The sequence below is a fragment of the Bifidobacterium jacchi genome, assembly GCF_009078285.1.
Classification (GTDB): Bacteria; Actinomycetota; Actinomycetes; order Actinomycetales; family Bifidobacteriaceae; genus Bifidobacterium; species Bifidobacterium jacchi.
Map to the genome: position 1 here is coordinate 103,718 of NZ_RQSP01000003.1, position 19,924 is coordinate 123,641.

Here is a 19,924-nt window from a genome sequence, read left to right on the forward strand (position 1 = left end):
CCGGCCTGCGTCGCGCCGCCGCACCGGCCCCGCGCCGCAGTCGCAGCCGCCATGCATGATCGTCCCCCATTCGCTATAGTGGAATTTTGGACTTCAACGCGGGCGGATACGCATCGCATGAATCGGCATGGGTCGCATGGGCCTCCATCCGAGACGATCACGAGCCGGATGGAGCGAAGCCGGGCAGGGAGCCAGGCGAACAGGGCGGCCGGAACGAAGCTGGCGACACGAACGAGAGGGACGGCGAACAGGCATGGCCATTGAGGCGAAGGAACTTGAGATTCAGATCGGCGCGCGCACGCTGCTGCACCCGACCGACTTCCATGTGGCCAAAGGCGACAAGATCGGTCTGGTGGGCCGCAACGGCGCCGGCAAGACGACGCTGACGCGCGTCATCACCGGCGACATGCTGCCGTCCGCCGGCAAGGTGCGCGTGTCCGGCAAGCTCGGCTACCTGCCGCAGGACACGCATGCCGCCGATCAGACGCAGACCGCGATCGACCGCATGATGAGCGCGCGCGACATCGCGACGATCATCGCGCGCATGCGCAAATGCGAGAAGGAGATGACCGATCCGGACCCGGACGTGATGACGCGCGCGATGAACCGCTACGACAAGATCATGCAGGAGTTCGACAAGGCCGGCGGCTATGCGGCACAGTCGGAGGCGATCGCCATGGCCGACAGCCTCGGCCTGCCCCAGGATGTGATGAACCGCGAGCTCGGCACGCTGTCGGGCGGCCAGCGCCGACGCATCGAACTGGCTCGCATCCTGTTCTCCGACGCCGACACGCTGATCCTCGACGAGCCGACCAACCATCTGGACGCCGATTCGATCGAATGGCTGCGCGGATTCCTCAAACGCTTCGAGGGCGGGTTCCTCGTGATCTCCCACTCGACCGAACTGCTCGACGAGGTCGTCAACAAGGTGTGGCATCTCGACGCGCAGACCGGACAGATCGACATGTATTCGCTCGGATGGAAGGCGTATCTGCATCAGCGCGTCGTCGACGAGGAACGCCGCCGCCGCGAGCGCGAGGTCGCCGAGAAGAAGGCGGATCGACTGATGAAGCAGGGCATCCGCCTGCATGCGAAGGCCACGAAGGCCGTCGCCGCGCAGAACATGATGCGCCGCGCCGAGCGACTGCTGTCCGAGACCAGCGAGGCGGAGCGGAAGGAGAAGGTGGCCGACATCCGCTTCCCCGAGCCCGCCCCCTGCGGCCGCACGCCGATCATGGCGAAGGACATCTCCAAGGCGTACGGCTCGAACATCGTGTTCGCAGGCGTGAACCTCGCGGTGGACAAGGGCTCGCGCGTGGTCATCCTCGGCTACAACGGCGCCGGCAAGACGACCACGCTGCGGCTGCTCGCCCACATCGAACAGCCCGACACCGGCGTGGTCGAATACGGTCACGGCTGCAAGATCGGCTACTTCGCGCAGGAGCACGACACGCTCGATCTCAACGCGACCGTGCTTGAGAACCTCACGCATGTGGCCCCCGAGCTCAACGACACGCAGGCGCGTTCGATCCTCGGCTCGTTCCTGTTCTCGGGCGACGACGCGCTCAAACCGGCGAACGTGCTTTCGGGCGGCGAGAAGACCCGACTGGCGCTCGCCACGCTGGTGACCTCACGCGCGAACGTGCTGCTGCTCGACGAGCCGACCAACAACCTCGACCCGGCCTCACGCGACGAGATCCTCAAGGCCATCGCCAAGTACGAGGGCGCGATCGTGCTCGTCACCCACGACGAGGGCGCGGTCAAGGCGCTCAATCCCGAACGCGTGCTGCTCATGCCCGACGGCGACGAGGATCTGTGGAACGACAGCTACCTCGATCTCGTCGCCGAGGAGTAGCGGCCATCGGCCGCGTTGCGTCGACGGCACCCCGTCGCACCCCGTCGCGGCCAGCCGCAGCCTACCGCACCCAGCCGCACCCAGCCGATCGCCCGCTCGCCGTACCCAGCCGATCCGCCGCCACGGGCGTCGCGCGGTCGGCGTAATCGCACGCATCCGAGTAGACTGTATTGTCACAGTGAGTGCCCGCGCTGCGATTGCGGCGAATGGCCGTTCCGGCGCGCGTGGCACATGCCGAACAACGCAGGGAGGTTGGCATCATGGCCGGGAACACAGCCGAACGCAACGACGAGCACAGACTGCACATGCTGCGACATGCCGCGTATCGCGCCGCCGACGTACGCGCGATGGAACGTCCTCTGCTGGCCGACGGCGTGCCGCTGATGCGCATGGCCGCATCCGCCGCGGCCCACGTGGTCGCCGATCTGATCGAAGGCGAGGGCGTGGCGCTTGACGACGCCCGCGTCACGCTGCTGGCCGGAGCGGGCGACAATGGCGGCGACGGACTGTATGCGGCGGCCGCGCTCTCCGACAACGGCGCCGACGTGACGGCGGTGATGGTGGGTCGTGACGTGCACGAGGAGGCGTTCGCCGCGTTCGTGCAGGCCGGCGGCAAGGTGCTGGTGCTCGATCCCGCCTCCCGGATTCCCGGCTGCACGAACGGGTTCAGCGCGGGCGAGGCCGGCGAGCGGATGCGCGCGGCGGTCGAACTGGCACGCGATTCGCATGTGATCATCGACGCGATGACCGGCATCGGTCTTGACGGCGAGCTGCGCGGCGTGGCCGGCACCGTGGCGGCCTCGCTGGGCGTGGACGGCACGGTGCCCGACCGGACCGCGCTGCCGGGAGGCGACACCACGGGCGGATTCCCGATGGTCGTCGCCATCGACGTGCCGTCCGGTGTCGGTGTGGACGACGGGGCGATCACCGGTCCGTACATTCCCGCCGACGCGACCGTGATGTTCGGCGCGCTCAAGCCGTGCGCCATGCTGCCGCCCGCCGCATACGCATGCGGACGGGTGACGCTCGTCGACTTCGGCTTCGACCTCGACGAGGCCGGAGCGTCGGTTCAGGCGGCGTCCGGCGACATCGCATCGCAGGCGATCCGACTCCCCCATCTCGCCGACACGAAGTATTCGCGCGGCGTGACCGGGCTGATCACCGGTTCGCTGCGCTACCCGGGGGCGGCCGTGCTGTCCGCCCGCGCCACGGCATCCACCAATGTGGGCATGATCCGCTACATGGGTCCCGAACCGACCCGCGAACGCGTGCTGGACGCCGTGCCCGAGGCGGTGCTCGGCAAGGGCCGCGTGCAGTCGTGGGTCGTGGGTTCTGGCGTGCCGGACGGGCAAGGCGACGAGGCCGACTCCGACGTGCAGCGCAGAACCATCGCCAAGCTGCTGTCGCACTATGCGATCGACGAGGATGCCGACGATCCGGATCTCGCCTATGAGATGCCGCCGATCGTGGTCGATGCGGGCGCACTTGACCTGCTGCCCGACGAGGTGCCGCCGCAGGTGGTCATCACGCCGCATGCCGGCGAACTGGCCCGACTGCTGATCGCGCGCGGCGTGGACGTCGACGATGCGGACGTGCTGCTCGAACCGTTACATTGGGCGATTCGCGCGCACGAGCTGACCGGCGCCACGGTGCTGCTCAAGGGTGCGATCACGCTGGTGGTCGGCGAAGCGGCAGGCGACGAGACCGGCGAATCCGGGGACGCCGCTCATGGCGATGCCGGCACGATTTCCATCAACGGCGAGGACTACGCCGGCGACGATGACAGGCATGACGACCAGCATGCGGACACGCCGTATGTGCTCGTGGTCGGGCGCGCGCCCGCATGGTTGGGCACCGCCGGAGCAGGCGACGTGCTGGCCGGCATGATCGGCGCGCTGCTCGCCCAGCAGGATGACGATACGCCGATCGCACGGACCGTGGCCGCCGCGGCCTACCTGCACGGCTATGCCGCGGCGCTCGCCTCGGATTCCGACCAGCGGGGATTCGAGCCGCCCGCCATCTACGGCATCACCGAACGCAAGGCGCCGACTCGTCTCGGACACCCGATTGTGGCCTCGGATGTGGTCAACGCCATTCCCGCCGCTTTCGACCGTCTGCTCTCGTAGTCTCGTAGTAGTCTCGTGGCGGCTCTTGTGTCGCGCACGCGCTACGTACACGATGCAGGAGCCGCAGCATCCGTACGGCCGTCAGCGCACGATCGAGGGATCCGGGCTTGAGCGCACCTGCATGGTCTGTGCGGTCAGCGCCTGCGGACTGAGGTGGGAGAATCCCGCCAGACCGGCCTTGTCGACGTCGCCGGAGGTGACGATCATGCCCCAAGCGAGCGCCGAATCATCCTGAGCATCGCCCTGAACGTTATCCTGAGCGTCCACGGTGAACGCCACCGCGTCGGCGGCTATGTCCCTAGTCGGCAACGATGCCGCGGAACCAGCCTTGATCGTGATGTCGCGCCTGCCCGCCGCGCCGCCCTTCGCGTCGTAGCCGGTGATCACGCCCTTGGCGTCCTTGTCGGAAGCGTTGACGATCATCATCTGGCCGGAGAATCCGTCGGGAAGCGTGATCGCCGAGGACGCGCTTGATGCCGCGGCACCGATCAGCGCGAAGTCGGATTGTCCGTCGCGCCCCGAGCGCACGGTCTGCAAGGCGACCGACATCCCCACGTCGGCGGTGTAGACGACGCCCACCGTGTTTTTCGGTGCCTTGCCCAGATCGATTCGCGTGACGCGATCCGACCCGACCCGCTGATCCGTCGCCTCCGCGCGCGCCTTGACCAGCCCGGCGGTGGTGAGCCATGAGAACGAGACCGTGCCCGATTGGGGCGCGTATACGATCGCCCGCACCTCATCGCCGGCCGCCACGCCGGCCATGGTGCCGGATTTCTCGGCCGCCGGCACCGGTTCGGCGTAATCGGAACCCTTCACGGTCAGACCATCCATCGCAACCACGAGCACGGCGGCTCCCACGGCCGACGTGCGGCTGGTGACCGTCACGTAGAGTCCATCCTGCCCTCCGGCCGCGGCGGACAGATCCATCTGCGTCTCGCCTTGCGCATCCACGGTCAGCGTGCCGCTGGTGGCCAGCGACAACGGCCCGGACTGCTTGGTTCCGCGAATGACGACATCGACCGATGTCGGTTTCGACGAGGGATTGGCGACGACCAGCCGCTGCGACACGCCTGTGGTGGTCTGCGGCAGCAGGAACGTGTGCGTCAATGCGGTGGCGGTGCACGTCGTCGCGGACACGCCGGCGAGGTCGCCGCTGGTCGCTTTGACGGCTCGCGTCGTGACCGTTCCGCTGCCGTCATCCGAACGCAGCAGCCGCGTCTGCGCCAGCGACGAGCCCGCATTGTCGTCGGTTGTCGTCGCGATCGTGCCCTCGCCGGTCGCCGCGGACAGCGACGTGCGCTGTTTGCCGTCGAGTCCGGTGAGCGTGGTCTGGTAGAACGCGCCGAACGAGGCCGTTCTCGTCGTCGAGGACAGGTCGCCGGTCGAGGCGCGGAATTCGTCGTCGCCATACGACTGCGCATCGGGAAGGCTCATCGACGCCGGGCAGTACGACTGCAGCTGCAGCCGCGAGACGGTGCGTGACGCCGTCAGGGAGCGCCCTCGCGCGGCGTCGGCCAGCGACGGCATCGGCCGCACGATCGCGATCGCCGCGGCAAGCGCGACGATCACCAGCATCGTGACCGCTCCCATGGTCGTTCGCAGGGCGTGATTCGTTCTGCGATGCCGAGGCATGTCGTTGCTCATAGTTCCTCCCTCGTCCTGCGCCCGTGGGGCAGCGCCACCAGAACGTACAGTATGGCGAGCAGCGCCAGGCTCCACAGCCACGCGTATCTCCAGCCGCTGGTCTCGGCGCGTCGCTGGGCCGCGGTGTCGATCGTCTTGGATTGCGTGCTGCCTATGGTCAGTCGATAGTATGTGCCGTCTGCGCCCGAGACGACCGCTTCGGTGCCGTTGCTGGCGGTGATGTTGGTGGCGAGCTGCTCCTCGGCGCGTCCGGCGGCCAAATCGTCGCCTCCGGACGAGGTGACGAAGATGCCGCCGAATCCCAGGGCCGCGATGTCGCCTATCGCGTCGGCGTCGACTCCCGCAAGCAGCCGTGCAGTCGCATCCGACAGCACGGCCCGTTCATGATTCTCGTCGGTTTCGGATACGAGCCGCGCATTGACCGCGGCGGATACGTCGACCAGATCGCCTCGGCCCGTGCGCATCACGGAATACCGGACCTCATCGCCGGAGACCGCGGTCACGGCGAGGATGCGCCGCGCATCATCCTGATGCAGATAATCGCCCGCCACGATCGGCAGACCACCGTCGGAGACCGCGATATGACCGCTGTTCGCGCGCAGCGCGCCGACGCCGGCCGTGGCGGCGACGCCGGCGGCCAGAACCACGGCAAGCAGCACGCGGCCGACGCGAATCGCAATGGGGCGGATCGCCAGCGCACGGTCGGCGTTCCGTTTGGACGGCCGGTCTGCGGAGTCACCGTCCGAATCAGCGATATGCGGCTCTCCGCCGACAGTCTTGCCGCCCGCATCAGGCTGGATCTCGGATGCCGATCTGCGCAGCGGCTCGAATCGCTTCACCGCTCCCCCGGCCACCATGCAGGTGCATGACAGCAGCCCCATCAGCATGAACAGCATGCCGGGCAAGGGTGAGCCGGCCGCCACGCCGGTAGCATCCAGGCCGACCGCCACCCTGACGGAGATCATCGACACGACCGCGCCGCACAGCGCGACGACCCACATCAGACGCGTGGCGCGAAGCGCGAACGGCAGCAGCAGCGCGACCGCGGCGAACGCGACCAACGCCAGCGCCACGACGACAAGCGCCGCATCGGCCAGCCATCCGTACGGACCGTTCTGCGGCAACCCGAGCGCGTGCGCGGCAACCGCCACGAATCCATCCGATCGGGGGGAACCATCCATGCCGACCGACGGCAGCGTCGCGCCGGCGAACAGCTGTCGCCATGCCCCCTGCGGGAAGTATCGCGCCACGTTGACGAGCGTCGGCGCGACGCACCATGCGGCCGGCAGTGGAATGAGCAGCAGCATGGCGCGGTGCGCCCGCACGAATGCGAGGAACACCACGAACACCGCGATCAGCGCCAGCAGCAGCTGCGGCTCGGCGGCGACGACGGGAACGAAGCACAGCGCCGACCATGCCGCCGCCTGCACCGACGACCGGGCCAGCACCCCGTCCTCGGTGCGGTACATGCCCACCGCACGAAACACGAACGCGAACGCGGCCGGAAGAAACACCGCGACGGTGAGCATCGGCAGATCGGCCCGGGCGAACAGGCCGAAGGCCGCCAGCGACGCGACCCACAGCAGCGAGCCGACGACGCGGATCGCATCGGATCGCGTGAACACGCCGGCCAACGCCCAGAACGCGAGAAACGCGAGCGGCGCCGCGGCGAAGAACATCAGCGTCAAAGCGGCCTCAACGTGACCGAAGCACACCGTGGCGACGGCCAGCCACACCATCAGCCAGGGCGTGGGAGGCGCCGGCGCCCCCGATCCGGCGAACGACCAGGGCGTGGTGGCCGCGCGGGCGAGCTGCCCATAGTCGGCGGCGGTGGGCAGCAGCGCGTCGGAATACAGGGAACCGCCCGCGAGCGCCGCGAGGAAGACGCCGCGATACAGGATGATCACGTACAGGCCGGCCGCAATCGCGCATCCGATCGCCAGTGCCCAGCGCCGGACCAGACGCCGCCGAAGATGGGCTCTGGCAAGCGGCCCGAGCAGCGTCACACTGCCCTGTTCCATGAATGCGCGCGTGCGTTCGCGCCATTGCGCGCTCTGTGCGCGGCTCGCGACCAGGCCGGGGAGCCGTTTGAGCGGGACCCGGCTGAATCGGCCCACCAGTCGGCGTGCGGCGAGGCCGCGGGGCAGACCGACCAGCGCATGCCATGGCAGCGCGATCTCGCAGCATGCCTCATACGGCCGTTTGGCGAACAGGCTGGACAATGCGCGGGGCAGCGATGCGATGATGCTCCACACCCAGATGAACGGCCACAGCAGGGGCGCGACATCCGTGTACCGGTATCGCTGTGCGGCCTCCATGGATCGCATGGCGCTGTTGAGATGGCGACCGGATTCGACGGGATGGCCGCCGTGGGTGCGCACTCCCTCGAAGCGCGCGCGTCGATGGGCGACCGCGGCCTGCGGCACCACCACGACGCGCCCGCCGCCGAGGCAGACGCGACGGCAGAAGTCCTCGGATTCCCCGAAGGAGCCGAACCATGGATTGACGCCGCCGTAGGAGCGCAACGTCTCCGTGGGGACGAGCGCGCCGGCGAGGCTGACGGCGAACACGTCCCGTCGTGAATCGTATTGCTCCTGATCGGTCTCGCCGTCCACTACCAGCGTTTCGATGCGGTGACGGCCGGCGTAGGCGCCCACGTCGTGCAGCGTGCGTCCGGACCAGTCGAGCTGCTTGACGCCCAGCAGCGAGGCGGTCGGCGTGTTGCGCCATGCGTCGAGCAGTCGCGCGAGGCATTCGTCGTCGTTCGGACGCGAATCGTCATGCAGCAGCCACAGGGCGCGCGTCGAGTCGTCGATGCCGGCGTACGACAGCGATTTCGAGACCGCGTCGAAGAACGAGACCGCCCCTTTGGTCCGCACGATGCGCACGCTGACGGTCTTCGTCTTCGGCATGCCGCGCAGCGGCCCGGATGGGGAGGGAATCACGGAGAAGCTCGACTGCACCGGCTGCGTGGTGGCACCAGTGCAGTCCGCCACGACGATCATGCCCGGCAGCATGCGCTGGGACAGCACCGCGCGCAGGGTGTCGGGGAAAAAGGTCATGTCGTCTTCCACGGCGATCACCGCGGCCACGTCCGCGGCCACGTCCTGCCGGTGCGAGTAGGGCCGGCTGGACAGAAGGCCGGCTACGACCTGTTGAATGTCATTGCCTGTGGAAGTCATGGTTACCAGTGTACATACGTCCTTACATACGTCTTGCATGCGTCCGCCCGCCGCCGTCGGGCCGGCGTCGGACCGGCGTCGGACCGGCGTGGGAGCGGTGGCGGTGCCATCGGCGCTTTACGTCATGCGCGGGCCCGATGCTCCTTCTTGTAGCGTCGGCGCTCGCGTTCGCTCATGCCGCCCCAGATGCCGAATCGCTCATCGTGTTCGATCGCCCATTGCAGGCATTCCTGGCGGACCTCGCATCGTGCGCACACCCGTTTCGCATCCCTTGTGGACCCGCCCTTCTCGGGGAAGAACGCCTCCGGATCGGTCTGCGAGCACAGCGCCTTGTGCTGCCAGGACATGTCCTCGTCGGCTTCGACCACTCCCCACAGCACTCGAAGCGCCTTCTCGCTCATCGGCCCCTCGTTCGCGGAATCGTCGGCGACACTCCACATATGTCCCTCCTTACCGCAATCGAACCGCTGTTATATCCCGTAAATTACACACATGGAGCATTGGGTTTGTCAAGTCCCGTTCCGCGTCCGCCCGCAGGCCCGGCATGCCCGCCGCCGCTCGTGCGGCGCGTTGTATTGTGCCGTATTGTGCCGTTCCTGCGCAGGATTGGCGTCATGCACGCCGAATCCGCCCGATGGTGTGCCAAAGTGTCTAGGACGTTCTAGGACGACGAACAGCAGACATGCATGGGACACGCGGGGAAACGGAGGAATGATGACCGGCTTCGACGGGAACGGAACACAGGGCAATCCTCCGAGCTTCATCCCATCATCCGGCCGCCATCGTCCGGCACCCCAGTCGTCCCGCCTCGATCAGCCGTCCGCCGACCCATCGGCCCAGCCTGCGAGCGCAGGAGCGGGAGCGCCTCCGTCGTTCCCGTCGACGACCGGCCGCCATGCCGCGTCGGCCCCGACGTATCCGCCGTCGAGCGCGCCATCGGGAACACCGTCGATGGCACCCTCGATTGCGCCATCGCAATCGTTTCAGCCGCAATCGTTCCAGCCGCAGTCGCAGTCGGCTCCGCAGTCGATTCCGCAGTCGATTCCCCCGCGGCGTGCTCCGCGACGCTCGGCGGGTTCCTCGCGCAACGCATCGGCCTCGCCCGCGTCGGCGGCATCGCGGATGCTCTCCGGCACCGGTCCCACCGGTTCTGCCGCGCCAGCCGCACCCGCCGGACCATGGCAGGGCGGAGCGCTGCCGGGAACTGCGCAACCAGGCGCGCCGCTCCAAGGTCCGGGGGCAGCGCCCGTCGCCGTCAAGCGGCGTCGGCGAGCGCTGCCGATCGTGCTGTGCACGCTGGCGCTGCTCGTCGCACTGCTCGTCGCCGCGGTCTTCGGCGCGCTGGGCTGGGTGAATGGGCGGCTCAACAAGTCGGATTGGCTGACCGGCAAGTCGGACACCTCCGGAGCGACGTCCTGGCTGATTCTCGGCTCGGATGAGCGCGACGGGTCCTCGGCCCCCGGCGCCGGCGACGACACGGTGACCGGATACCGCACCGACACGATTCTCGTGCTCACCAAGCCGAAAAGCGGTCCGAGCTCGCTGATATCCATCCCCCGCGACTCGCTCGTGCAGCTCGACGGGCAGTACATGAAGATCAACGCCGTGGCGCAGCTCTACGGCGGCAAGCAGCTGGTCGGGCAGGTCGAGCAGATCACCGGACAGAAGATCGACCATGTGGCGCAGATCAAGTTCGGAGGACTTGAAAGCGTGGTGGATGCGCTCGGCGGCATCACCCTGTGCTATGACCAGACCGTCAACGATCCGCAGTCCGGTCTCGATTGGAAGGCGGGATGCCATGAGGCGGACGGGGCGACCGCGCTGGCGTTCTCCCGCATGCGCTACTCCGATGCGCAGGGTGACTTCGGACGCGCCGCACGGCAGCGTCAGGTCATCGGCGCGATCATGAAGAAGGCGCTCAGCGCCGGCACGCTCGCCAATCCGGCCGTCGTCGCCGCGACCGCGGACGCCACGCTCAAGGCGATCACCGTCGACAACGACACGAACGCGTCCACGCTGCTGTCGATGGGTCTGGCGTTCCGCGACGCCACCGGGGACAACGGCATCAGCGGCAGTCTCTACTGGACCGATCCTGGCTACTACGTGGAGGGGGTCGGGTCCAGCGTGCTGCTCGACGACACCAAGAATCTGGCGCTGTTCAGCCAGCTGGCGGAGGGCACGCACAAGGCCGGAGCGGTGGGCACCCTCGCCGAAAGCTAGGCGAAGGCAAGTGGTCGGCTAGACGAGACCAGGCGAGAGCCAAGCGGCCATGCGACAGCCGCGTTCACTTGCGAAAATGAGTTTTCCACAACACGCCGAAGGCCGGGCTGTGCGTCCACAATGGCCGTATCCGGTTGCCATGAAGCCGGTTGCCGGTCATGATTCGTCGCATGAGACCCTTTACACAGCAAGGCAGAACGCCATACAGGACGCGCCGCAAATCACAATGCGCGGCGCATCGCCCACTCCGATCGGCGCAGCGCCAGCCGCATAACCAGCGATCACGGAACAAGCGACAGCGGAACAAGCCCCGGCAGGATGCGCCGCCACAGTACGAACCACAGCAGAACGTGCACCGAAGGCGCGATCCGGAAGCCGCCGCGGCTCGCCTCCAGATGATCGCCATGATCGCGCCGCTGGGCGCACAGCTCATGATGATGACCGTCATGCTCGCGGACGGACGATGGATGTTCGCGCTTATGGTGGTGCCCGGAGCGATCGGATGCGCCGCCATGCTCGTCGCGTCGGCGATTACGCGCAAGCGGCGACGCTCCGGCATCGGCTCCGGAATCGGCTCTGGAAGCGACGCCGGAATCGGCGCCGGCTATGGAGAGGCGTTGCCGGGCGCCGGCGAGGCGGGCATGCCGGATGGGCGGGGTGCCGCTGCGGTCGACTTTTCGACCATTCGATCGCGCTCGCTCATGGCGCTGATGAACGATGAGGAGGCCACCGATCCGCTCCTGTGGCGGACCATCGTGCGATGGTGGCTTGCTCCCCCATCCATGGATGCGCCGTTGGGCATGTCGCATGACGGGACGTTCCGACTCGATCTGACGAGACGGGGCCCGCATGCGCTGGTCGCCGGCACCACCGGATCCGGCAAGTCGGTGCTCCTGCAGATCTGGTGCGCGTATCTGGCATGCCGCAATCCGCCATCCCGTCTCAATTTCGTGTTTCTTGACTTCAAGGGCGGTTCCGCGTTCAGCGGTCTTGAACATCTGCCCCACACCGTCGGATGCGTCAGCGATCTGAATCTGCGGCACGCGGTGCGGGCGCTTGAGGCCTTGGAGCAGGAGCTCAGGCGGCGCGAGCATCTCGTCGCCTCGCACAGGACGTCGGACATCAACGGTCTGACCGACCCGCCGCCGAGGCTCATGGTCGTGGTCGACGAGTTCCATGCGCTGCGCTCCCAGCTTCCTGATTATGTGGAACGTCTGGTGCGGGTCGCGGCGCTCGGCCGTTCGCTCGGCATGCATCTGATCGCCTGCACGCAGAATCCGATGGGGCAGATCAGCGCGGATATGAAGGCGAACATCGCGGTGAGCATCTGCCTGCGTGTGCGCGACGGCATGCAGTCCGCCGAACTGATCGGCGACGGTCGGGCGGCCGCCATCAGTCCCGCGCTGCCGGGAGCGGCCTACTGCCATGACGGCGAGTCCGCGAGCGCGCTGCGCTGCGCTTCCGCGGAGGCGATGAGCCATATCGTCGACGCGATCGGCCAGGCTGCGGCGTTTCACGGCATGGTGCGATCCCGGCCGCTGTTCACGCCACCGCTGCCGCGCACGGTCGAACGACTGCCCCGCGATGATGCCGACGACATGGGCGGAACGTCGGACGGCGGGATTGCAGACGGCGGGGTTGGCCGCAATGACTCGGGTCACGGCGAATCCCCTCCCATGAGCGGACCGGATGCGACGAGCGGACCTGACGAAGGCGGAATCCCGCCACGAAGCATCCCGTTCGCGCTGGGCGATACCGGCATCGGCGTGTTCACCGCGCATCTGCCGCTGGATGCCGGCGGCATCGGCATCATCGGTCCGACCGGCCGCGGCAAGAGCACGCTCATCCGCACGCTTGCGCAACAGCTACTCGACTGCGGCAACGTCGAAGTCACGCTGACCACGCGGGAGTCCGGCGAATACGTCACGCGTCGGCTCAGACGCAGGCGCGAAGCGATGCGGTCGCGAACACGGGCACCGGCGTGTGCACGTCCGCGACCATGCCCGAAACCGCCGCGAATCATATGGCTGCTCGACGATGCCGATGACCTGTTCGATCCGTTCTGCGAACAGGCCGTCGCGCAGCGTCTGCGGGACGCGTTCGCCGACCGACGCGCGACGATCATCTTCGCCGTGCACACATCCCGTCATCTGCGCGTGCCGGAGCATTGCGCCACACGCATCGTGTTTCCCACGGGCGAGCGCGCGAACGATCTGATGAACGGGGTGTCGGCGCAGATGCTCTCCCAGCTCGATGCGGACGATCTGGCCACCCCCGGACGCGCGGTGCTGGTGTTTCATGGCCGCTCGACGCTGATCCAATGCCCTTCGCCGCACGCGGATTCCTCCACGGATTCTCCGAAAACATGCACGTTGGAAAATCCGTAGGCGAAAGCTCTTGAAAAGTCGGCTGATTCGTGGTTATCTGTGTTATGACTTTCATACGAGGCTATGGGGAGTGAATTATGAGCAGTGCTTTTGACTGGCGTGCCAAGGCCGCATGCCGCGACAAGGATCCGGAGTTGTTCTTCCCTGTGGGCAACACCGGCGCGGCCTTTCAGCAGATCGAGGAGGCGAAGGCCGTGTGCCGCACCTGCAAGGTGATCGACGCATGCCTCAAGTGCGCGCTGGACACCAATCAGGACTACGGCGTCTGGGGTGGTCTGAGCGAGGATGAGCGTCGCGCGCTCAAGCGGCGTGCCATGCGCGCCCGCCGCACGCAGGCCATGCAGCAGCTGTAAGTCGCAGGCCGCGGCACGTCGGTTGCACGGCGTTGCACGGTTTCGGCGGCGCGGTATTCGCAACCGGCATTCAGTTAGTCGGCATTCAGATGAAAGGCTCCGGGTGATTGGTTCACCCGGAGCCTTTCGCGTTACTTGCATGCGTTTTGCACGCGTTACTTGCATGCGCGCCCATATCGTAAACGCGCACAGTCAGCGCCGATTCTGAAGCGATTGGGGGCGCGACCGAAAGGAAGCCACTCGCGAATATCCGACAGGCCGTCGGATCGGCAACCAATGCACGACTGCGCCGCATTCCGCAAGCAGCCGATTTGTCACGCGATGCATTATTCGACGATTTTGACGCCGCGTGACAAGCCGATTTGTCACGCGACGCCGTTTTGCCCGTTTTTCACGCCGCGTGACAAGCAAGCCTGATTCGGCTCCAGTAGAAAGCATTGGAATTCCGCCTTTTTGCGACCAAGTGACATGACGGCGGATCATCGCGGCCCGTCGCGGCTTGTCACGCGACGCGATTTTCGGCGTTTTTGCGCCGCGTGACAATCGGCAGCACAATCCGGTGACGCAATCATGCGCGAGACGGACTGCGAGACGGGCCACACGTTCTTCACGACATCAGGCAGCACTGCGAGAATTCCCTGCATCGGCAGGAACGCGGTCAGACGTTGCGCCGACAGCGAATGACAGGCGAATCCACATCAAGAAATCGAACAAATGTCCACATAGTATTAGAATATTTGTTCTACTGGTGATGACGGATGCGCCGGTTCAGCGAGCGGTTCAGCAAGCGGTTCAGCAAGCTGGCCCGCTGCGCCGATTCGATGAACCGACTACACGGAAAGGAGACTCGGCATGGCATGGCGGATGATCACGCACCGCTGCGGGCATCAGGAGCGGATCAACGTGGACGGCCCATATGTGATCGTGGAGCAGCGTGTGCGGCGGGCCGAGGAGACGCTGTGCACATCGTGCACCGGCATCCAGAGTCGGCGAAGCAACAGACTGGACGGCTTCTGCGAGCTGTGGGGTTCGAGGTCGCAGTGCGATCGGGCCGAGCCGATACGCCGGCGCGTTCTGGCGCAGGTGACCGTGCTCGCCCGCCACGCGCGTATCGAGGACAGAGACGCGTTCGACGAGCTGCGCAAGCAGGTGCTGCGCCGCGACGACGCCGAATGGTGGCTCGAACACCGCACCGACGCCATCACCATCCTCGCCCAGGACATCGAACTGTAGGAGGGACGGCGGAGCACCGAAAGGCGTTCAGAACAACTCGGGGAACGCAGCGCATACCATGTGATAGGTAGACTGGAGCCATGACAGCAACAATGGCTCCGGTGATGCAGACTGACGGCGGACAGTATGGGAAGGCTCCATCGCCGTCCGAGATCGCCGCCGTGGCCCGTCCTATCGCACGCCAATACGGTATTGTCGAACTGTATTTATTCGGTTCGATGGCCAATGGGAATGCCGCTCCTGATTCCGACATCGATCTCATCTACGGCACCAGTGATGACGTTATGCGCGTCCGACGAGTTGTGAATTTTCGCAATGCGCTCCGCGAGGCGTTCGGCAGGGATATCGATCTCGTGCCCGTCAGCTATATCACGCAACCTGAAAGCAAGCCGTACAACGAACTGATTCGTTCATTATTCGTGCGCAATGTCTCCACTAAACCGATACTGCGTATCCTGCCCGAGGAATGCGAGGAAAACGATTGACCGGCAAACCTTCATCACACGACACGCAACGCGATCTCATCCATCTCCTGCAAATCCAGCATGAGCTCCAACTGGCTTTGTCGTTCTTGGACGGCGTTACTATAGAACAGTTCGCGGAGGACGAGCTACGTCAACACGCTGTTGCCATGGCAGTGGCTCAGGCGGGCGAACATGTGAAAAAGCTATCCCGACAATTCGTTGCCAGCCAACCTGACATTGCATGGAAAGCGATTGCAGGTACCCGTGATTGGGTTGTCCACGATTACGGCAATCTCGATTTCGACACTATTTACCAATCGGTAACTGAAGAATCACCAGAGGTCATGGCTTGTGTCGAAAAAGCGATTGCCCAGATAGGCATACCAGACACTCACATTGGGGATATCGGTTCCACGGCTTTGAAAAACGCCCGCGGCATCAATTGATCATTATCGAAATCCAAGGAATACAAGCGGAACGTGGCACGGAATTCATGCGCGTCGCAGCACACGTGGCGAACGCGCGCAGCGGCACCGACACTGGCACCGGCATTCTGAACTCGTGCAGCTCGTTCAAAACAACGACGATTTCACCGAAACGGATATCAGCAACCGCACCGACCGCGTATACGGTGCTCCAGGGATGTCCCGTGTTGGGTATGCGGATCGTCGGGATCAATGTTGGTGCTCCTTATGGTGGTATTCGTCAATCAGACGCTGAAGGGCTACCCGTCCGGCGCGGCGTTCCCGTGGGTCATCGGATTCGGCCAAGTCGACCGCGCATACACCGAGAGGCATCGGCCCTTCTCCGGCGGGAAGATCGTCGGCGGCATGGAGTCGCACCCGAATGGGCGTCACGCCTTGCTTCAGCCGGCATTGTCGGACGATATCATCCAAAGCGTCGGCTGCTGCATAGCCCTCCACCCTGTCCGAGGCGGCCAGCTGGAACGAGCCCGTCAACGATCCGGTGGCGGCGGAAATGCGAATGGAGTCTGAAACCATGCCGAGGTTGGAGTCCCTGCACCAGTACTCAATCATCGTCGCACGCCTCCGAACAAGACGAATCAGATTCTCCACATCCATCCGTTCCAGATAACCCTTGAGCCGATACCGCTGCTGTCGCCCCAACCACGGCGCTTCAAGCCCGCTGAGCACATATAACGCCGCAAACGCCATGTCCGGCGAATACGGACGCCCGCCCGCACCTTGATACCGTGCCTGACGCCGCACGGAATCCTCCGTGACCAGCACGCCATTCCCCGCGGAAAACGACTCCAGCAGACCCGCAGCACACAGCGCACTGATTCGGCGCTCACTCACTGCGAGACGCTGAGCGGCCTCCTGCCATGTGAGCAGCGTCCGATTCGTTCTGATAGCCATATCCCTATTGTATACGTAACTATTCCAGTTTAGGAATAGTTACGTATACACCGAACAGTCGGATGCCTTGCCCTGCATACGATCACCAGCAATCATTGCACTGCTTCAATGACAGTCACTGACGAGTTGGCTGACGATCCGGTTGCGGTGACGGACGGTGGCGCGCCGGCAGTGCTCGACTGCTCGACGACGATTTTCTCATCGACATGGACGAGCTCCATCCATGCTCTCCCTTAGGGCGATGTATTTGAACATGAGCCAAGCTGGACAGCATTGTCGAAAAACAATAACTGCCCATTACAAGCCCATCACAAGGAAAACAGCGCACGGATGAGCCGCGCGCCGCCGCAAAACCATGGCAATCAGCATGGATCAGTCGTGCTGGGCGGCCCGCAGCTTCATCTCCAGAACGACGCGCGTGCCGCCTTCGCGGCGCTGCTCCCAGCGCACCGATCCGCCGAAGTCGTTGGTCACGAACGTGTTGATGATCTGCGTGCCCAGCCCCGAGCCGGAGGAGCGCGCGAAGCCGTCATGCTCCTCCTTGTCGATGCCGCACCCGTCATCCTCGACCACGACGTTGAGATTGACGCCGCTGCGCCCCACGGAGATGGTGATATGCCCCTCCTTGCGCCCCTCGAACCCGTGCTCGACCGCGTTGGTGATCAGCTCGGTGAGCACCAACGACAGCGGCGTGGCGTCCTGCGCGGGCATCATGCCGAACTTGCCGACGAAGTCGATGGTGATCTTCTGGTCGCGCATGGTCGCCAGGTCGATGCTCATCTTGAGCAGGCCGTTGATGACCTTGTCGAAGTCCACGATCTCGTCTGCGGTCTGGCTGAGCCCCTCGTGCACCATGGCGATGGTCTGTACGCGGCGCTGCGCCTCCTCAAGCTCCTTGCGCACCTCGGCCGACTTGGTCTTGCGCGCCTGAAGGCGCAGCAGCGCGCTCACCGCCTGGAGGTTGTTCTTCACCCGGTGGTGGATTTCGGAGATCGTGGCGTCCTTGGTGCGCAGCTCCTGCTCGCGTCTGCGCAGCTCGGTGACGTCACGGCACAGGATGATCGCCCCGATGCGGCCGTTGGGGTCGCAGATCGGCAGCGAGCGCATGGAGACGGCGGATTTGTTGGCATCGAGCTCGGAATCGACGGCGGCCTTGCCACTGAGCACCAGCGGCAGCGATTCGGGAAGCGGATCATGCTCGCGCAGCAGCTGGGTGCCGATCTCGCTGAGCAGCTGACCCTGCATCGTGGCGAGGGAGCCGAGTCGTCTGAAGCAGCTGATCGCGTTGGGTGACGCGTAGCGCACGATGCCGTCGCGGCTGAGAATGATGAATCCGTCGGAGACGCGGGCGATGTGACGCTGGCTCATCACCGAGTCGATGTAGGGGAACTGGCCGCGTGGAATCATCTCGTAGAGTTGCTTGCCGGCGTTGATGCTTTCGGACTCGTAGCGGCCGTTGGATTCACGGGTGGCCATGTTGGTCTCGCGCACCACCAGCCCGAGCGTCTTGCCGTTGTGCCTGACCGGCGCGTAAACGTTGCAGATGGTCGATCTGCCGACGGTGCGCAGCACGGTGGATCGGAACACGGTCGTGGCCTGCATCGCGGCATCGAGTTCGCCGTAGATGTCATCGGTGATGACATCCCCCACGATGTCCTCCGTGCGCAGCGTCATCACCGTGGAGGGACGGCACTGCTCGGCCACGATGTAGTTGCCGTCGCCGTCCTGAAGGATGAGCAGCAGATCGGCGAAGCTCAGGTCGGAGATCACCTGCCAGTCGGCCACCAGATGGTGCAGCCATTCACGGTCGCTATCGTCAAAATCCGGGCGGGTCGCCAAAACATGTGAGAAGTCAGCCATAGGTACCATCATACGCAAGGGGTGGGCGGCCGCGGCGGCATGAGCCCGGTCGTGTCATGATCGGATGGGACTTGACAATCGCAGCGGTTACGGTAACGTAAGTTACGGTTGCGTAACCGATATGCAGCCGGGGAGTGAGGCAGACCGATGTCCGAAACAGCGAACGCGTCAGCAACCAATACGACCGATCCGATGAATCCGTCCGATCACACGAATCCGACCAGCCCAATCGGCACGACCAAGCCGGCCGCCCTGACGCCGAAGGCGCGCGAGATCGCCGCCAAGCGCGCCGCCGCGGTCGCCGCCCGCGAGGCCGCACTGCAGGCCAAGGCCGACGCGGTGCGCGCCAAATCGCACGCCAAGGCCGAAACCATCCGACGCAAGGCCGAGCAGAAGGCGCGTGCGGTCATCGCCAAGGGCGAGGCCAAGGCGCTGCGCCTCGAAGGCATCTCCCCCGCCGAAGTCGAACGCAAGATCCGTCTCGATGTGCACGGGCGGCCGAAGCCGGCGATGCGCGGCTGGATCCACGCCGTCGCCTCGCCGCTGTCGCTCGCCGCCGGCATCGTGCTCATCTGTCTGGCGCAGGGCGCGGGACTCAAGTGGGCGTGCGCCGTGTTCATGACCGCCTCGCTGGTGCTGTTCACCAATTCGGCCTGCTATCATCTGGGCGATTGGAGCCCGCGCGTGACCGACGTGCTGCGGCGCATCGACCATGTGAACATCTTCCTGCTCATCGCCGGCACCTATACGCCGGTGTCGTTCGCACTCACCCCGTTCTGGCGCAATTTCATCATCATCTCGATGTGGACGTGCACCGCGGTGGCCATGATCATCCACGTGATCTGGATTTCGGCGCCGCGATGGCTCTACACCGTCGTCTACATCGTGTTCGGCATCTACGGTCTGGCGTTCATGGCGCTGTTCTGGACGTCGCCGTACGCGGGGCCGGCCGTGGTCGTGCTGCTGTGCTCGGGCGGCGCATGCTACATTCTCGGCGCGATCGTCTACGCGCTGCGCAAGCCGGATCCGTGGCCGCGCGTGTTCGGATTCCACGAGATCTTCCACTGCGGCACGGTCGCCGGATACGCGTGCCATATGGTGGCGATCTATATGGTCATCGTCTCGCTGTGGCACTGACGCTTCTTCGGCGCACGCCGAGGAAAAGCCGGATTCACGCGGTTCCGATCGCAAACGACGACGGGCGGGGTCATGCGATATGGC

At 65.4% G+C, this 19,924-nt stretch carries 15 protein-coding genes; 9 read left to right on the forward strand and 6 right to left on the reverse strand.

The annotated features are described in order from the left end of the window. Positions 1–253 precede the first annotated feature (253 nt). Both EHS19_RS01655 and EHS19_RS01660 read left to right on the forward strand, forming a co-directional pair. Positions 254–1,855: an ABC-F family ATP-binding cassette domain-containing protein gene (locus EHS19_RS01655; RefSeq protein WP_151916044.1), complete on the forward strand. Its 1,602-nt coding sequence runs from the start codon at positions 254–256 to the stop codon at positions 1,853–1,855. Positions 1,856–2,115: 260 nt separating this feature from the next. Beyond that, positions 2,116–3,981 (forward strand): bifunctional ADP-dependent NAD(P)H-hydrate dehydratase/NAD(P)H-hydrate epimerase, encoded by a 1,866-nt coding sequence (locus tag EHS19_RS01660; RefSeq protein ID WP_151916045.1) that lies wholly within the window; start codon positions 2,116–2,118, stop codon positions 3,979–3,981. An 81-nt stretch (positions 3,982–4,062) separates the two neighbouring features. On the opposite strand, the gene EHS19_RS01665 is transcribed toward EHS19_RS01660, so the two are convergent. The 3 genes from EHS19_RS01665 to EHS19_RS01675 all read right to left on the reverse strand — a co-directional run bounded on the left by EHS19_RS01665 (position 4,063) and on the right by EHS19_RS01675 (position 9,247). Then, positions 4,063–5,625: a DUF5719 family protein gene (locus EHS19_RS01665; RefSeq protein ID WP_151916046.1), complete on the reverse strand. Its 1,563-nt coding sequence runs from the start codon at positions 5,623–5,625 to the stop codon at positions 4,063–4,065. Next, positions 5,622–8,807: a glycosyltransferase family 2 protein gene (locus EHS19_RS01670; protein ID WP_151916047.1), complete on the reverse strand. Its 3,186-nt coding sequence runs from the start codon at positions 8,805–8,807 to the stop codon at positions 5,622–5,624. The genes EHS19_RS01665 and EHS19_RS01670 overlap by 4 nt, the downstream gene beginning before the upstream one ends. Positions 8,808–8,929: 122 nt before the next feature. After that, a complete protein-coding gene (locus EHS19_RS01675; RefSeq protein WP_151916048.1) occupies positions 8,930–9,247 on the reverse strand; it encodes a WhiB family transcriptional regulator in 318 nt (105 codons plus the stop codon). 271 nt (positions 9,248–9,518) lie between these two features. Here EHS19_RS01675 and EHS19_RS01680 point away from each other — a divergent pair, with 271 nt between their 5' ends. The 6 genes from EHS19_RS01680 (at position 9,519) to EHS19_RS01705 (ending at position 15,910) form a co-directional block, all read left to right on the forward strand. Continuing rightward, complete coding sequence (locus tag EHS19_RS01680) at positions 9,519–11,027, forward strand: LCP family protein (protein ID WP_241677014.1); 1,509 nt, start codon at positions 9,519–9,521, stop codon at positions 11,025–11,027. Positions 11,028–11,377: 350 nt separating this feature from the next. After that, complete coding sequence (locus EHS19_RS01685) at positions 11,378–13,414, forward strand: FtsK/SpoIIIE domain-containing protein (RefSeq protein WP_241677015.1); 2,037 nt, start codon at positions 11,378–11,380, stop codon at positions 13,412–13,414. A 77-nt stretch (positions 13,415–13,491) separates the two neighbouring features. Next, positions 13,492–13,767 (forward strand): WhiB family transcriptional regulator, encoded by a 276-nt coding sequence (locus tag EHS19_RS01690; protein WP_151916049.1) that lies wholly within the window; start codon positions 13,492–13,494, stop codon positions 13,765–13,767. A gap of 852 nt (positions 13,768–14,619) precedes the next feature. Next, a complete protein-coding gene (locus tag EHS19_RS01695; RefSeq protein WP_151916050.1) occupies positions 14,620–15,000 on the forward strand; it encodes a hypothetical protein in 381 nt (126 codons plus the stop codon). An 80-nt stretch (positions 15,001–15,080) separates the two neighbouring features. Beyond that, complete coding sequence (locus EHS19_RS01700) at positions 15,081–15,485, forward strand: nucleotidyltransferase family protein (RefSeq protein WP_151916051.1); 405 nt, start codon at positions 15,081–15,083, stop codon at positions 15,483–15,485. Continuing rightward, positions 15,482–15,910: a HepT-like ribonuclease domain-containing protein gene (locus EHS19_RS01705; protein ID WP_175578239.1), complete on the forward strand. Its 429-nt coding sequence runs from the start codon at positions 15,482–15,484 to the stop codon at positions 15,908–15,910. The genes EHS19_RS01700 and EHS19_RS01705 overlap by 4 nt, the downstream gene beginning before the upstream one ends. Here the strand turns inward: EHS19_RS01705 and EHS19_RS01710 are convergent. From EHS19_RS01710 to EHS19_RS01720, 3 genes are all read right to left on the reverse strand, one after another. After that, positions 15,903–16,142 carry a hypothetical protein gene (locus EHS19_RS01710; RefSeq protein WP_151916053.1) on the reverse strand — a complete coding sequence of 80 codons (240 nt, stop codon included), beginning with the start codon at positions 16,140–16,142 and terminating at the stop codon, positions 15,903–15,905. The two genes, EHS19_RS01705 and EHS19_RS01710, sit on opposite strands and share 8 nt — an antisense overlap. Next, entirely contained in the window at positions 16,139–16,843 is a 705-nt protein-coding gene (locus EHS19_RS01715) for a DNA-binding protein (RefSeq protein WP_206666302.1), read from the reverse strand. Before EHS19_RS01715 ends, EHS19_RS01710 begins: the two co-directional genes overlap by 4 nt. Positions 16,844–17,215: 372 nt before the next feature. After that, a complete protein-coding gene (locus tag EHS19_RS01720) occupies positions 17,216–18,703 on the reverse strand; it encodes a sensor histidine kinase (protein WP_151916055.1) in 1,488 nt (495 codons plus the stop codon). A gap of 147 nt (positions 18,704–18,850) precedes the next feature. Here EHS19_RS01720 and trhA point away from each other — a divergent pair, with 147 nt between their 5' ends. After that, on the forward strand, positions 18,851–19,840 hold the full coding sequence (gene trhA, locus EHS19_RS01725) for a PAQR family membrane homeostasis protein TrhA (protein WP_421745064.1): 990 nt from the start codon (positions 18,851–18,853) through the stop codon (positions 19,838–19,840). Positions 19,841–19,924 lie beyond the last annotated feature (84 nt).